Here is a 12,342-nt window from a genome sequence, read left to right as displayed (position 1 = left end):
ACGGGCCGACCGGGTTGACCGGGCCGACCGGGCCGGGCTGACCGGGCTGACCGGGCTGACGGCCACTTTGCCGGTCCTTTAGGCTGCCCGGATGACTGATCAGCGGGGGTGGCGGGCACCGACCGACGCGGACGAGCGGCGGCGCCGCGAGCAGGAGTGGGCGGCCGGGCAGAAGGAGCGCGAGAAGGCCTGGAACGCCGAGTTCGAGAAGCGCCAGGCCGCCGGGGAGGCCGAGGCGCGCGAGCAGCAGCGCGTCACCAGCACCGCTCGGGAGCGGGAGTCCTGGGGCGGGGGCAGGCGGAGCGGGTCCATCGGCTTCGTCGACGTGACCGGGCCGGACGGGCAGCCGGTGCGGATCGCGGTGGTGTGGCTCGGCCGGTTCCGGGCCACCGCCGGGAGGCTGCACGCCTACGAGCCCATGCGCAACCTCGACGGAGGCGGCGGCACCGGCGAGGGGGTCCTGCTGCTGATCCCCATCGCCCTCCTGGTGGGCCTGAACTTCGGCCTCCGCTGGCTGGTGCTCGCCCTGCTCCGCCGCCCGCGCTGGGCCGTGGCCGCCAAGGCGGGGAGCGAGCGGGGCAAGGCCGGCGGGAACACCGTCCTGCTGCGCACCCGGGACCGGGCGGAGGCGTACCGGTACGCGGCCGCCCTGGCCGACCGGGTCGAGCGGGACGGCAGCGCCGCCCTCACACCCCGATGACCTCCACCGCCGAGCCCAGCCCGCGGAAGTCCGAGACGTTGCGGGTGTAGAGCGGCAGTCCGTGCGCGGAGGCGACGGCGGCGATCATCAGGTCGATCCGGCGCGGCCTCGGCTGCCGCCCGGCGGCGATGGTGAGCGTGACCAGCGTCCCGTAGCGGGCGGCGGCGGCCGCGTCGAAGGGCAGCGGGTCGAAGTCGGCCATCGCGGCGCCCAGCACCTCCAGCCGGGCGGCGCGGCTGGCCGGGTCGCGGGCCATCGACACGCCCTGCTGCAGCTCGGCGAAGGTGATCGCGGTCAGCTCGGGCACGGCCGGCAGGTCGGCCGGGTTGAGCAGCGCGAGGTCGATGTAGACGCAGGTGTCCAGCACCCCGGCCGGCCGGCGCCGGGACGCGCGGCGGCGCTCAGCCACGCCGGCGCTCGAACGGGTCGTCGCCCTCGTCGCCGATCAGGTCCTCGGGGCCGAAGTACTCCTCGGCCTCCTTGCGCATCTGCTGGTAGTCCACCTTGGGCAGCTTCACGTGCCGGGCGACCAGCTCCTCGGCCGTGAGCCGGCGCCGCCCGGTGACCGGCCGCAGCTCGGCGACCTCGACCCCGTTCCGGGTGATGTGGAAGGTCTCCCCGGCCTCCACCGCGTCCATCACGGCGGCGGAGTTGTTCCGGAACTCCCGCTGGGTAATGGTCTTCATGTCCTCCACGGTAGCCCCGCGTAGCACCGGCGGCTACACCCCGCGCGACAACCCGTTGACGGCGGGAACCCGTCGGGCCGTACGATCGTCGTGCTGAACGCATGAATGGCAGGGGTAACCGGCCGGACACCGAAGGGGGGAGCGCTGTGGGCGTCGTCGCGATGCTGCTCGGGCTGCTCCGGGTGTTGACCGGGGACCTGGTGACCGAAGGCGGCGCGCTGACGTCCGTCGCCGCCGCCGCGGCCGTGGCCCTGGTGGCCGGTGCGGTCGCCGGGGCACTCGCCGGGGCGCGGCTGCTGGGCGCGCGGGCGCCGGCCGTGGTGCGCAGCGGAGTGCTGCGGCGCCGGGCCTTCCGTACGGCGTTCCTTCCGCAGCGTGATCCGGACGCCCGGGGCAGGCGACGCCCCAGGGCACCGGGCGCGGCCCCGGCGGCCGCGTAACCCGTACTCCCGTACTCCCGCACACCTGCTGTCGGCAGCTGCGCGCGGCCGTCCTCCGTCGACCACTCATGTCCTGAGACCCCGGAGGGCTCGCTTCACCATGTCCGTTCTCGCCGTTCTCGACCCGGCCGTCGCCGTCGCCCACGCCGCCGTCGCCGCACTCGCCCACGTCGTCCCGACCGCGCTCGCGATCGTCCTGTTCGTCCTCGTCGTCCGGCTGTCGCTGCACCCGTTGGCGCGGGCGGCGGCGCGCGGGGAGAAGGCCCGCTCGAAGCTCGCGCCGAAGATCGCCGAGCTGAACCGCAAGCACAAGGACCGCCCCGAGAAGCTGCGGGAGGCGATGGCGGAGCTGTACCGGAAGGAGCAGGTCTCGCCGGTCGCCGGATGCCTGCCGGTGCTGGTCCAGATCCCGTTCTTCTCGGTGATGTACCGGCTGTTCACCACCCCGAACGACCTGCTCGACCACACCCTGTTCGGCGTGCCGCTCGGCCTGCACGTCGGGAACGCGCACGGCGCCGGGCAGGTCGCGGTGTTCGCGGTGCTGTACGCCGGGCTGGCGGCGGTCGGGTACGTCAACTACCGCCGGGCCCGGCGTGCGGCGGCGGCGCAGACCACCCCGCAGCCCGGGGCGGCGCTGCTGCCGTACCTGTCGTTCGGGTCGGTGTTCTTCGCGCTGCTGGTGCCGGTGGCCGCGGCGCTCTACCTGCTGACGACGAGCGTCTGGTCGGCCACCGAGCGGGCCTGGCTGTACCGGGGCGTTCCGGCCCCGGCGGCCGCGCTCGCCGTGTAGTCCGGCCGCCGGGCGGTCCGGCTCGTCCGGGCCGTCCGTACTGTCCGGCTCGTCCGGCTCGCTCAGAAGTGGCGCAGCAGCTCCGGGAAGGCCGTGAGCCGCAGCGTCGCCTCGTCCGGGCGCAGCTCCTGGTGCTCCAGCACCCAGGTGTGCTCGTGCGGGATGAAGACGGTGCGCAGGCCGGCCGCGCGGGCGGGGGCGATGTCGGACTTCGGCGAGTTGCCGATCATCCAGGTGCGGGCGGGGTCGAGGGCGAGCTCGGCGGTGAGCTCCCGGTAGGTGCCGGTCGACTTCTCGGCCACGATGTGGATGCCGCGGAAGTGGTGGTCGATGGTGGAGGCCGCCACCTTCGCCCGCTGCTCCTCCTGGTCGCCCTTGGTGAGCAGCAGCAGGTGGTGCCGGCCGGCGAGGGCGGCGAGGGTGTCGGCGACGCCGGGGATCAGCTCGATCCCGCCGCGCCGGGTGAGCGGGGCGAGCAGGTCGTCGATCCGGGCCAGCTCGGCGGCGGTGGGGGTGCGGTCGCCGTTCAGCCGGCTCAGGCAGTCGGCGAGGCTCTGCCGGAAGGAGCCGGCGCCGTAGCCGAGGGTGGGGACGTTGGCGGCCTCGATCCCGGCGAGGAGGGTGCGGGTGCGCTCCCGCTCGGCCGGGGCGGCGACCCAGTCCAGGAAGGCGTCGGTGACCCGCTCGAAGATGACGTTGTTCTCCCAGAGGGTGTCGTCGGCGTCGAAGATGAGGATCTGGTCGGTGTGCATCGGGGGGTCTCTCCGTCGAGCGAGCAGGTGAACGGGCGGGGCGTCAGGCGAGCAGGCGGGCGGCGCGGTCCAGGGTCTCCCGCAGGTTCTCCTCGGTGGTCCGCTCCTTGGCCTCCTCGATGGTCAGCCATTCCAGCGGCACGGCCGGGTTCTCCGGGCGGGCGTCGTCCGGGGTCGCGGTGGCGAGCAGGAAGCGCAGGTCGGCGTGCTCGTGCGCGGGCTCGACGGGCGAGGCGGGGACGGGCACCACGACGAGGTGGACGAGCGCCGCGTCCGGCCAGGGGGCGAGGTCGGTGAGGCCGGTCTCCTCGCGGCCCTCGCGCAGGGCGATGTCCAGCGGGCTGGTCTCCCCCGGGTCGCCGTGGCCGCCGACCTGCAGCCAGGCCTGCTGGCGGACGTGCCAGCGCAGCAGCACCCGGCGGGTCGGCGGGTGGACGATCAGCGCGGAGGCGGTGAAGTGCAGCGGGGTGGCGCGCTCCCAGGCGTCCGGGGCGTCGGCCCGCGGGCGGACCCGGGCGAGGTCGGCGGTCTCGGCCGGACCCTGCGGCCGGTGGCCGTCCAGGAGTCGGGCCGGCTCGGGGCTCTGCGGGGCGCCCGTGGTCACCATGGTGCTGTGCTCCTCGTCATCCGCCCCGGGGCCCCGTCGAACCAGCTCAACCGGCGTGCGGGAGCGGGCGATCGGGCCCGGGGGCTCCGGTTCCGGCGAACCCGCGCAGCCTAGCCCGGGGGCCTTGGGCGGCCCACCGGTTTTCGGGGCCGCCGGCGGGCTCCGGGGGCTGGTCGGAGCGCCCTCCCGCAGGCCTTAGCCTTCGTGGTGGCCGTTTCGGGCCAGGTTCCAGAACAGGTGGAGGGAATTCGTCATGGTGGCTGCTCCGGCGCTCGCCGATCTGCGCGAGGTGTGCCAGCCGCAGGCCAAGCTGCAGAGCCGCAACGGTGAACACTGGGCGGGCCGGCTGTACATGCGGGCCCTCTCGCTGCGCACCACCCGGCAGTTGGTGCGCACCTCGGTGTCGCCGAACACGCTCACCTGGGTGATGGTGGTGTGCGGGGTCGGCGGCGGCGCGGCCCTGCTGATCCCCGGCCTGACCGGTGCGGTGCTGGCCGCCGTGCTGTTCCAGCTGTTCCTGCTGTTCGACTGCGTGGACGGCGAAGTGGCGCGCTGGAAGCGCCAGTTCAGCATGGCCGGGGTGTACGTGGACCGGCTCGGCGCCTACCTGGCGGACGCCGCGCTGATGATCGGTGCCGGTGTCCGGGCGGCTCGCGGCGGTTCGGACCTGTGGGTGTCGGCGGGTCTGGCGGCCGCGCTGGGCGTGGTGCTGCTGAAGGCCTCGACGGACCTGGTGGACGTGGCCCGGGCCCGCAGCGGGCAGGCGCCGGCGGACGAGGAGTCGACCCAGCCGCGCTCGCAGGGCATCGCGACGGCCCGCCGGCTCGCCTCGATCTTCAAGATCCACCGGGTGACGAACGGCATCGAGGCGTCCCTGGTGCTGCTGGCGGCGGCCGCGGTGGACGCGGGGCTGCACAACCTGGACGCGACGCGGTGGACGCTCGCCGGGATCACGGTGATCACCTGGGGGATGGTGGTGGCGCACCTGGCGTCGATCCTGTCCTCCTCGCGGCTGCGCTGAGCGACTGCGCTGAGCGGCCGCACTGAGCAGCTGCACCGAGCGGCTGCACGCGCCCGCCCCCGTTACCCCACGGCGGCGCCGAGCGGCCCGGCTCCCGGGTGGAGGCGGCCCTCCCCCACCGGGGGGAGGCGGCGGCGCGAAGCCCGTCGCAGGTCGGAGGCGGCGGTGCCGGTTCCGGTGGGAGGCTGGAGGCATGACGACGGGCCAGCGTGCCGCCGTCACCGTCGAGGCCACCTCGACCACCTGACCGGAAGCAGGCGCCGGCCCGCTTCCCTTCGACCGATGACCTCGGCCGCCACCCCCGTGCGGCCGGGGTCGTCGGCTTTCCGCACACCGGCCTTCCGCGCACCGGCCTTCCGCTCACCGGCCTTCCGGTCGCCGCGCCGAGCCGTCAGGCCCCGCCGTCCTCCTCGGCCTCCTGCGCCTCCTGCGTCTCCTCGGCCGCCCGGCCGTGGGCGGCGAGGACGCTGTCGAGCAGGCCGGGGAAGCGCTGCTCCAGGTCGACGGCGCGCAGGGCGCTGAACCGGCGGTTCCCCTCCTCCCGCTGGCGGATCAGGCCGGCCTCGCGCAGCACCTTGAAGTGGTGGCTGAGCGTGGAGGGCGCGACGTTCACCGGGAAGGTGCCGCAGACGCGCTCCGGCTCGGCGCGCAGCACACTCACGATGGTCATCCGAGTGGGGTCGGAGAGCGCGTGCAGAACGTCGAAGAGATCGATCTGCTCGGGCTCGGGGTGCGCGAGCGCCGGTCGGCGGCGGGTGCTTCGGGGCATGTGACGACCTCTCTGAGCTGCGATGTTCGACAATCACCGAAACGGAGTGGTACCACTGTCGCAACACCAAATTCGATGTTCGTAGAACATCGTAACGGAGGGGGTTCCGACATGCGTGCACTGGTGATGACGGCGGCCGGCGGGAGCGAGAACTCGCAGGTCCAGGAGATCGACGCGCCGCGCCCCGGCCCCGGCGAGGTCACGATCGACGTCGCCTACGCCGGGCTCAACTTCGTGGACGTGATGGCCCGCCGGGGCGACGGCGGCTACACCGCCGCGTGGCCGCACCTGCCGGGCAAGGAGGTGTCCGGCACCGTCCGGGAGCTCGGCGAGGGCGTCACCGGCCTGGCGGTCGGCGACCGGGTGGTGGCCGCGCCGGTCGGCGGCGGGCTGGCCGAGGTCGCGATCGCCGCGGCCGTGCTCACCGTGCCCGTTCCGGACGGGGTGCCGCTGCGCGAGGCCGCCGCCGTCCCGCTCGGCCTGGCCACCGCGATGCTGCTGCTCGGCGACGCCGGCCGGTTCGCCGCCGGGGACACCGTGCTGGTGCACTCGGCCGGCGGCGGGATCGGACACGCGATCGCCCAGCTCGTCCCGCTGCTCGGCGGCGGCCGGCTGATCGGCACGGTGGGCCGCCCCGAGAAGGCCGCCGCCGCCGTCGAGGCCGGCTACGACCACGCCTTCGCCCGGGACGCCGACCTGCTCGACGCCGTCCGGGAGGCGACCGGCGGAAAGGGCGTCGACCTCGTGCTCGACCCGCTCGGCACGGAGGCGCTGGACCTCGACCTCGACCTGGCCGCGCACGGCGGCCGGATCGTCCTGTTCGGCAACGCGGGCGGCGGCGCCCTCGACGCCCTGCCCCCGCTCGGCCGCCTGATGGCCGACAACCTCACCGTCACCGGCTTCAGCCACCGCGCCATGGCCGCCGGCGACCCCGCGCGACTCGGCCGCGCGATCCGCCGGGTCCTCGACCTGCTCGCGGGCGGCGGGCTCGACCTGCCGGTCACCGAACTGGCCGGACTGGAAGCCGTCCCGGCCGCGCACGACGCCATGCAGGAGCGGCGGGCGCTCGGCAAGTACGTGGTGCGCGTGGCCGGTTGAGCCGAGGAGCCATGCCGCCACCGGACGACTCGACACCGTGACGCAGGTCACCGGAAAAGGGTGACAGGGTGTTGTCGCGGACGGCTGCGAACGTTCGACGCATGACGATCACAGACGAGGACTGCCTCGCCGAGACCCTGGCCTTCAACGAGCAGTTCGAGACGGCCGCCGCGAGCCGTCCCGTTCGCGGCCGAGCACCGGACGCGGCCCTGCTGGCACTCCTGCGGCGCAACCGGCTCGCCGGCGACACACCGCCGGTGAGACTGCCGCAGGGCCGGGACCGTACCGTCGCGGACGGCGTGAAGGTCCGGACGTTCGTCCCGGATCAGGTCGACGGCGTGTACCTGCACATCCACGGCGGCGGCTGGGCGTTCGGCTCCGCGGACGGGCAGGACGAACGGCTCTGGAGGCTCGCCGTGCAGGCGCGGCTGGCCGTGGTGAGCGTGGAGTACCGCCTGGCGCCGGAGCACCCGTTCCCCGCCGGGCCGGACGACTGCGAGGCGGCCGCCCGATGGCTGGTGGACCACGCCACCACCGAGTTCGGCACCGGGCGGCTGCTGATCGGCGGCGAATCGGCCGGCGCGCACCTGAGCGTGCTGACCCTGCTGCGCCTTCGCGACCGGCACGGCATCACCGGCGCCTTCCGGGCGGCCCACCTGCTCTTCGGCCCGTACGACCTCTCGATGACACCGAGCCAACGGCTGTTCGGATCCAGGCGACTGCTGAGCAACACCGACGCGCTGCGCGGCAGTTACGGACTCTTCACACCGGGGATGGGGCCGGAGGAGCGCCGCGACCCGGAGGTCTCGCCGCTCTTCGCCGACCTGGCCGGCCTGCCGCCGGCCCGGATCGTCGTCGGCTCGGAGGACCCGCTGCTGGACGACTCGCTCTTCCTGGCCCAGCGGTGGCGGGCGGCCGGTGCGCCCGTGCAACTCGGCGTCGTCGCGGGCGCGATGCACGGCTTCACCCTGTTCCCGCTGACCGTCACCGAGCGGGAGCTGCGGCGCGAGCGGGACTTCCTGGCCACGGCGTGACGGGCCACGGCGCGCCGGTAACGTCGAGCCCCGTGAATCGCACTCCTCGGCTCTACGCACTGGTGGAAGAGCTGCGCGCGGCGGCGCCGCGGCCGTTGACGGTCGCGGCGCTCGCCACGCGGTTCGAGGTCAGCACGCGCACGGTGCAACGCGACCTCCAGGCGCTGATGGACGCCGGCGTACCGGTGCGCGCCACCTCCGGGCGGGGCGGGGGCTGGTCGATCGACCCGGCGATGACCCTCCCGCCGATCCGCTTCACCACCGAGGAGGCCTCGGCCCTGGTCGCCGCCCTCGCCGCGGCCGACGCCTCCGCCCCCTACGCCGGTGCCGCCCGCACGGCCTCCCAGAAGATCGCGGCCTCGATGACCGGCCCCGCCTCGCTCGCCGCCCAGGAGCTCGCCGCACGGATCGTCGCGCTGCCGGCCCGCACCGCCGAGTCCGTCCGAACCGCGGTGGAACAGGCCCTCACCGGCGGCACGGTGCTGCGGCTGGCCTACGTCGACGCGGCCGGGCGGGAGAGCGAGCGCGCCGTGGAACCGGCCGGGCTGCTCACCGCGGACGGCAAGTGGTACCTCATCGCCTGGTGCCGCACCCGGCAGGCGGGCCGGGGCTTCCGGCTGGACCGGATCGCGGCGGCGACCCCGACCAGCGAGCAGGCGCCGCCCCACGACCTGGCCGCCCTGCTGCGCGGCTCGGCCGCCTCCGGCGCGGTGCGGCCTTCGGCGCTGGCTGCGCTCGGCTAGGAATTCGAGGGCGTCGCAAGCCCGGCAACTGCCCCTTATTTTATCACGACAATGATCGAAAGTCATATTCCCGCGACGATGGATAATTGATTGGCCATTCGCTAGATTGGCGGCCATGACTTCACGCGCCGAGTTATTCGTCGAATCCGGTGAATTGCGACTCCGGACCGAACGGGTCGGCTCCCCGGACGACCCGGCCGTCCTGCTGGTGATGGGCACGGCCGCGCCCGGCATCGGATGGCCGGACGAGCTGGTGGACGTCCTGGTGGCCGGCGGCCGCCAGGTCATCCGCTACGACCACCGGGACACCGGCCGGTCCACGTGCGTGGACTTCGCCACCCACCCCTACGCGCTGGCGGACCTGGCCGCGGACGCGACGGCGGTGCTCGACGGCCACGGCGCGGCCGCCGCGCACGTCGTCGGAGCGTCCCTGGGCGGCGCGATCGCCCAGTGGCTGGCCGTGCACCGCCCCGAACGCGTGCTGACCCTGACCGCGATGATGACCGGCCCGATGGGCCACAGCCCGGGCCCGGCCTGGGCCCGCGCCCTGGCCGGCCAGGCACCCGACCCCGACGACCTGCCGCCGCCCGCCGCCCGCTTCCTGGCCCACCTCGCCCACCGCGCCACCCTCCCCCAGGGCACGCGGGACGCGTACGTCGCGGCGAACGTCGAGACGTGGCGCGTGCTCAACGGCGACGCCCTGCCGTTCGACGAGCCCGCCGCCCGCCGCTTCGTGGAGACCTCGTTCGACCTGACCGGCAACCACGCGGCAGCCCTCAACCACGACCTGGCCGGACGCGCCATGACCGAGGACCGCCTGGCCCCGCTGTCCACGATCGAGGCTCCGACCCTGGTCCTGCACGGCACGGAGGACCCGCTGCGCCCGCTCGCGCACGGCCGGGCCCTGGCCGAGGGGATTCCCGGTTCGCGATTCCGGCCGATTCCGGGAATGGGGCACACACTGTTCTCGCCCGGCCTTCCGCAGCGGATCGGCGAATTCATTCGGGAGCGCATCGCATAAGCGAGGAAATGCCTGCGTAGGTAGTCGGCCCGGCCACTACCTACGCAGGCGCACACGGCCGGACCGCCTCGTCGGCCCGCTGGACGGCCGAGAAGGTTCGAGACGTCACGCAACCATCGGGTCCGGGTACGAAGTCAGAGGAGACGTGAACTCCGATTCCGACGTGAACTCCGGTGCAGCGGCGCAGGACCGGCCGGCCCGCCCCCAGATCGACCGCAGGCGGCTGCTGCTGAGCGCCGCGGGCGGCGCGGCCGCGCTCGCCGTCGCGGGCGGGGCCCGGTGGTGGGCGCGCCGGGACGCCGCCCGTGGCCCCCGGCTGTGGAGCACGACGGCCGCGAGCGGGCGGGTCGTCCTGTCCGGCGGCCCGCAGGACGGCCTCTTCGTCTCCGGGTACGACGGCGACCTGCGCGCTCTCGACCCGCGCACCGGCGCCGTCCGCTGGAGCCGGGCGGTCGGCGCGGCCGACCCCATGACCGAGAACTACGGCCGCCCGTCGGCGGTCGGGGACGGTGTGCTGAGCGTGGCCGCCCCGACCGGCCTGCAGACCCTCGACGCGGCGACCGGGGACGTGCGCTGGCAGGTGCCGGTCGCGCGGTGGACCGGTCTCACCTGGGGGCAGGGCCCGGTCATCGGGGGCGGCAGCGTGTTCGCGGCCCACGACGGCGCGCTGAACGCCTACGACGCGGCCACCGGCGAGCGCCGCTGGAGCAGGCCGTTGGGCCCCGAAGGCTACCTGGCCCTGGCCGACGACACCGTGTACGCGGTCGGCCGGGAGTACGGCGCCCGCGCCTTCGACGCGCGCAGCGGCGAGCAGCGCTGGGCCCAGGGCTCCGTCCTCGGCGCCTACAACACTCCCGTCCTCCACCGTGGCGCCCTCCTGCTCACGTACGCCACCGAGGACAGGACCGGCACCTGGGTCTGCTCCCTGGACGCGGCCACCGGCCGGGTGCGCTGGCAGCGCCGGCACGGCGCGACCAACTGCGCGGTGTCGGCCGCGGGCGGAACGGTCTGCTTCCTCAGCGGCGACACTCTGAGCGCGATGGACACGGAAACCGGCGAGCCGCGCTGGACGGCCACCACGACCCTCAGCCTGGGCCGCGGGGAGAGCTCGATGACCGTCGCAGACGGCAGTGCGTACGTCGGGACGAACGACGAACGACTGTTCGCCTTCGACCTCGACACCGGCAAGCAGCAATGGCAGGACGCGCCGGACGACCTGCGCTCCGACACCGAGTACACCCGCGTCTCGCTGGCGGCCGCCGGTACGGCTGTCTACCGCAGCACCCGTACCGGCGTGCACGCCCTCGGCACGCTGTCCTGAGACGCCGCGCTGCGCAGGAAGTCGGCGGGGTCGACTTCCTGCGCAGCGGGGGTGGTCAGCGAGGGTGATCAGCGGGTGGTGTCGGGCCAGGGGATCTCGGTGGCCACCGGGGCGGTGTAGTCGATGCCCGGCACCGAGAAGCCGTACAGGCGCTGGACCTCGGCGCGGAACCAGTCGAGGTCGGCGAGACCGGCGATGGAGTCGGTGGTCGCGGCCTCCCAGCGTTCGGCCACGGCCGCCTGGACGTCGTCGGTGAGCTCCCAGGTGTCGAGGCGGACGCGGCCCTCGTCGTCCAGGGCGAGCGGGGTGGCGCCGGTCAACTGGTCCCACAGGGAGGCGAGCTGGTGCACCGGCGGGACCAGGCGGTCGCCGAGGACGGCGCGCAGCAGGCCGAGGTACAGGGCGATGCCCGGGATGGCGGTGGAGGACTGGGTGACGGCGGCGCCGTTGACGGAGGTCACCGCCCGGCCGCCCACGGTCTTGTCGAGGCGGTCGTCGAGCGTACGGGCGGTGGCCTCCAGGTGGGCCTTGGCCGCGCCGATGGTGCCCTGGCGGTAGATGGCGGCGGTGAGGGGCGAGCCGATGTAGGAGAGCGCGGCGGTGGCGAAGCCCTCGCCGAGCAGACCGCGACCGGCCAGGTGGTCGATCCAGCGCTCCCAGTCCGCGCCGCCCATCACGGCCACGGTCTGCTCGATGTCGTCGCCCTCGGCCGGGGCGGTCTCGACCTCGCGCACCTCGGGGGCGCCCTCGTCGTCGAAGACCAGGGTCCGGGTGCGGTTGGCCGCGCCGATCGGCTTGAGGACGGAGGAGTAGGTGACGCCGGTGTCCGGGTCGGTGCGACGGGGTGCGGCCACCGAGTAGATGAGGTAGTCCAGTCGGCCTCCGAAGCGCTGCTCGATGAGGTCGGCGACCTCGTCCTTCATGGCGTCGGAGAAGGCGTCGCCGTTGAGGAAGACCAGGTCCCGCCCGGCGGCGCGGGCGAGGTCGGCGGTGGCGGCGGTGCGGTACCAGCCGGCCGTACCGGTGCGGCGGGCGGTGGGGGCCTTCTCGAAGGAGACCATGACGCCACGGATGCCCGCGCGCTTGAGACCGGCGACGGTGGCCGCCAGGCCGTACCCGGCCGAGGAGCCGATGATCAGCGCCACCGGGCCGTCGCCCTCGGGGGTGGTGGCGGGCTCGGGGCAGGCCTGCCACATGTCGGCCACCAGCTGCGAGCAGCCCGCCGGGTGGGAATCGAGGAAGAGGAAACCCCGGTTGCGGGGGGTGAGAACGCGCTCGCTCACGATGGCCGTCCTTGGTGTTCTTGGTCCTTGCGTCCTGCACAGTCTGCGACAGGGCGGGGGTGGGCACTGGACCGGTG

Annotated in this window: 15 protein-coding genes; 9 read left to right on the top strand and 6 right to left on the bottom strand. The window is 74.4% G+C overall.

Going from position 1 to position 12,342, the window contains the following annotated elements:
- The first annotated feature begins 91 nt into the window (after window positions 1-91).
- Window positions 92-700, top strand: a complete 609-nt coding sequence (locus tag AB2U05_RS21320; RefSeq protein WP_369183968.1) for a hypothetical protein — start codon at window positions 92-94, stop codon at window positions 698-700.
- Here the strand turns inward: AB2U05_RS21320 and AB2U05_RS21315 are convergent.
- A complete protein-coding gene (locus tag AB2U05_RS21315) occupies window positions 687-1,109 on the bottom strand; it encodes a type II toxin-antitoxin system VapC family toxin (protein WP_045698813.1) in 423 nt (140 codons plus the stop codon). The two genes, AB2U05_RS21320 and AB2U05_RS21315, sit on opposite strands and share 14 nt — an antisense overlap.
- Window positions 1,102-1,386, bottom strand: a complete 285-nt coding sequence (locus AB2U05_RS21310; RefSeq protein ID WP_045698810.1) for a type II toxin-antitoxin system Phd/YefM family antitoxin — start codon at window positions 1,384-1,386, stop codon at window positions 1,102-1,104. The genes AB2U05_RS21315 and AB2U05_RS21310 overlap by 8 nt, the downstream gene beginning before the upstream one ends.
- Window positions 1,387-1,532: 146 nt before the next feature.
- Between AB2U05_RS21310 and AB2U05_RS21305 the strand changes: the two genes are divergently transcribed.
- Both AB2U05_RS21305 and AB2U05_RS21300 read left to right on the top strand, forming a co-directional pair.
- Complete coding sequence (locus AB2U05_RS21305; RefSeq protein ID WP_244178857.1) at window positions 1,533-1,826, top strand: DUF6412 domain-containing protein; 294 nt, start codon at window positions 1,533-1,535, stop codon at window positions 1,824-1,826.
- A gap of 100 nt (window positions 1,827-1,926) precedes the next feature.
- A complete protein-coding gene (locus AB2U05_RS21300) occupies window positions 1,927-2,616 on the top strand; it encodes a YidC/Oxa1 family membrane protein insertase (RefSeq protein WP_045698806.1) in 690 nt (229 codons plus the stop codon).
- Between the two features lie 62 nt (window positions 2,617-2,678).
- On the opposite strand, the gene AB2U05_RS21295 is transcribed toward AB2U05_RS21300, so the two are convergent.
- Window positions 2,679-3,368 carry an HAD family hydrolase gene (locus AB2U05_RS21295; RefSeq protein ID WP_045698803.1) on the bottom strand — a complete coding sequence of 230 codons (690 nt, stop codon included), beginning with the start codon at window positions 3,366-3,368 and terminating at the stop codon, window positions 2,679-2,681.
- A 43-nt stretch (window positions 3,369-3,411) separates the two neighbouring features.
- Entirely contained in the window at window positions 3,412-3,975 is a 564-nt protein-coding gene (locus AB2U05_RS21290) for an NUDIX hydrolase (protein WP_369183967.1), read from the bottom strand.
- A 253-nt stretch (window positions 3,976-4,228) separates the two neighbouring features.
- On the opposite strand from AB2U05_RS21290, the gene AB2U05_RS21285 reads away from it, so the two are divergent.
- On the top strand, window positions 4,229-4,996 hold the full coding sequence (locus AB2U05_RS21285) for a CDP-alcohol phosphatidyltransferase family protein (RefSeq protein ID WP_369183966.1): 768 nt from the start codon (window positions 4,229-4,231) through the stop codon (window positions 4,994-4,996).
- A 391-nt stretch (window positions 4,997-5,387) separates the two neighbouring features.
- Here the strand turns inward: AB2U05_RS21285 and AB2U05_RS21280 are convergent, their stop codons facing one another.
- Window positions 5,388-5,765, bottom strand: a complete 378-nt coding sequence (locus AB2U05_RS21280; RefSeq protein ID WP_369183965.1) for an ArsR/SmtB family transcription factor — start codon at window positions 5,763-5,765, stop codon at window positions 5,388-5,390.
- 111 nt (window positions 5,766-5,876) lie between these two features.
- Between AB2U05_RS21280 and AB2U05_RS21275 the strand changes: the two genes are divergently transcribed.
- The 5 genes from AB2U05_RS21275 to AB2U05_RS21255 all read left to right on the top strand — a co-directional run bounded on the left by AB2U05_RS21275 (window position 5,877) and on the right by AB2U05_RS21255 (window position 10,982).
- Window positions 5,877-6,863, top strand: a complete 987-nt coding sequence (locus AB2U05_RS21275; protein ID WP_045709845.1) for a zinc-binding dehydrogenase — start codon at window positions 5,877-5,879, stop codon at window positions 6,861-6,863.
- 101 nt (window positions 6,864-6,964) lie between these two features.
- Window positions 6,965-7,897: an alpha/beta hydrolase gene (locus tag AB2U05_RS21270; protein ID WP_369183964.1), complete on the top strand. Its 933-nt coding sequence runs from the start codon at window positions 6,965-6,967 to the stop codon at window positions 7,895-7,897.
- Window positions 7,898-7,929: 32 nt separating this feature from the next.
- Window positions 7,930-8,640, top strand: a complete 711-nt coding sequence (locus AB2U05_RS21265; RefSeq protein WP_369183963.1) for a helix-turn-helix transcriptional regulator — start codon at window positions 7,930-7,932, stop codon at window positions 8,638-8,640.
- Between the two features lie 154 nt (window positions 8,641-8,794).
- Window positions 8,795-9,661: an alpha/beta fold hydrolase gene (locus tag AB2U05_RS21260; RefSeq protein ID WP_369183962.1), complete on the top strand. Its 867-nt coding sequence runs from the start codon at window positions 8,795-8,797 to the stop codon at window positions 9,659-9,661.
- Between the two features lie 145 nt (window positions 9,662-9,806).
- Window positions 9,807-10,982: a PQQ-binding-like beta-propeller repeat protein gene (locus tag AB2U05_RS21255; protein ID WP_369183961.1), complete on the top strand. Its 1,176-nt coding sequence runs from the start codon at window positions 9,807-9,809 to the stop codon at window positions 10,980-10,982.
- A gap of 68 nt (window positions 10,983-11,050) precedes the next feature.
- Here AB2U05_RS21255 and fabV read toward each other — a convergent pair whose 3' ends face one another.
- On the bottom strand, window positions 11,051-12,265 hold the full coding sequence (gene fabV / locus AB2U05_RS21250; RefSeq protein ID WP_369183960.1) for an enoyl-[acyl-carrier-protein] reductase FabV: 1,215 nt from the start codon (window positions 12,263-12,265) through the stop codon (window positions 11,051-11,053).
- Window positions 12,266-12,342 lie beyond the last annotated feature (77 nt).

The organism is Streptomyces sp. Y1 (genome assembly GCF_041053115.1).
Taxonomy (GTDB): Bacteria; Actinomycetota; Actinomycetes; order Streptomycetales; family Streptomycetaceae; genus Kitasatospora; species Kitasatospora rubellomurina.
Note: the sequence above shows the minus strand (reverse complement) of the source record. Positions and strands in the feature narration are given on the sequence as shown.

What these genes read in the sequence shown, in the direction of transcription:
- AB2U05_RS21320 (WP_369183968.1), top strand. Translation starts at nt 92, where the DNA reads ATGACTGATCAGCGGGGGTGGCGGGCACCGACCGACGCGGACGAGCGG.
- AB2U05_RS21310 (WP_045698810.1), bottom strand. Translation starts at nt 1,386, where the DNA reads ATGAAGACCATTACCCAGCGGGAGTTCCGGAACAACTCCGCCGCCGTG.
- AB2U05_RS21300 (WP_045698806.1), top strand. Translation starts at nt 1,927, where the DNA reads ATGTCCGTTCTCGCCGTTCTCGACCCGGCCGTCGCCGTCGCCCACGCC.
- AB2U05_RS21295 (WP_045698803.1), bottom strand. Translation starts at nt 3,368, where the DNA reads ATGCACACCGACCAGATCCTCATCTTCGACGCCGACGACACCCTCTGG.
- AB2U05_RS21290 (WP_369183967.1), bottom strand. Translation starts at nt 3,975, where the DNA reads ATGGTGACCACGGGCGCCCCGCAGAGCCCCGAGCCGGCCCGACTCCTG.
- AB2U05_RS21285 (WP_369183966.1), top strand. Translation starts at nt 4,229, where the DNA reads ATGGTGGCTGCTCCGGCGCTCGCCGATCTGCGCGAGGTGTGCCAGCCG.
- AB2U05_RS21280 (WP_369183965.1), bottom strand. Translation starts at nt 5,765, where the DNA reads ATGCCCCGAAGCACCCGCCGCCGACCGGCGCTCGCGCACCCCGAGCCC.
- AB2U05_RS21275 (WP_045709845.1), top strand. Translation starts at nt 5,877, where the DNA reads ATGCGTGCACTGGTGATGACGGCGGCCGGCGGGAGCGAGAACTCGCAG.
- AB2U05_RS21270 (WP_369183964.1), top strand. Translation starts at nt 6,965, where the DNA reads ATGACGATCACAGACGAGGACTGCCTCGCCGAGACCCTGGCCTTCAAC.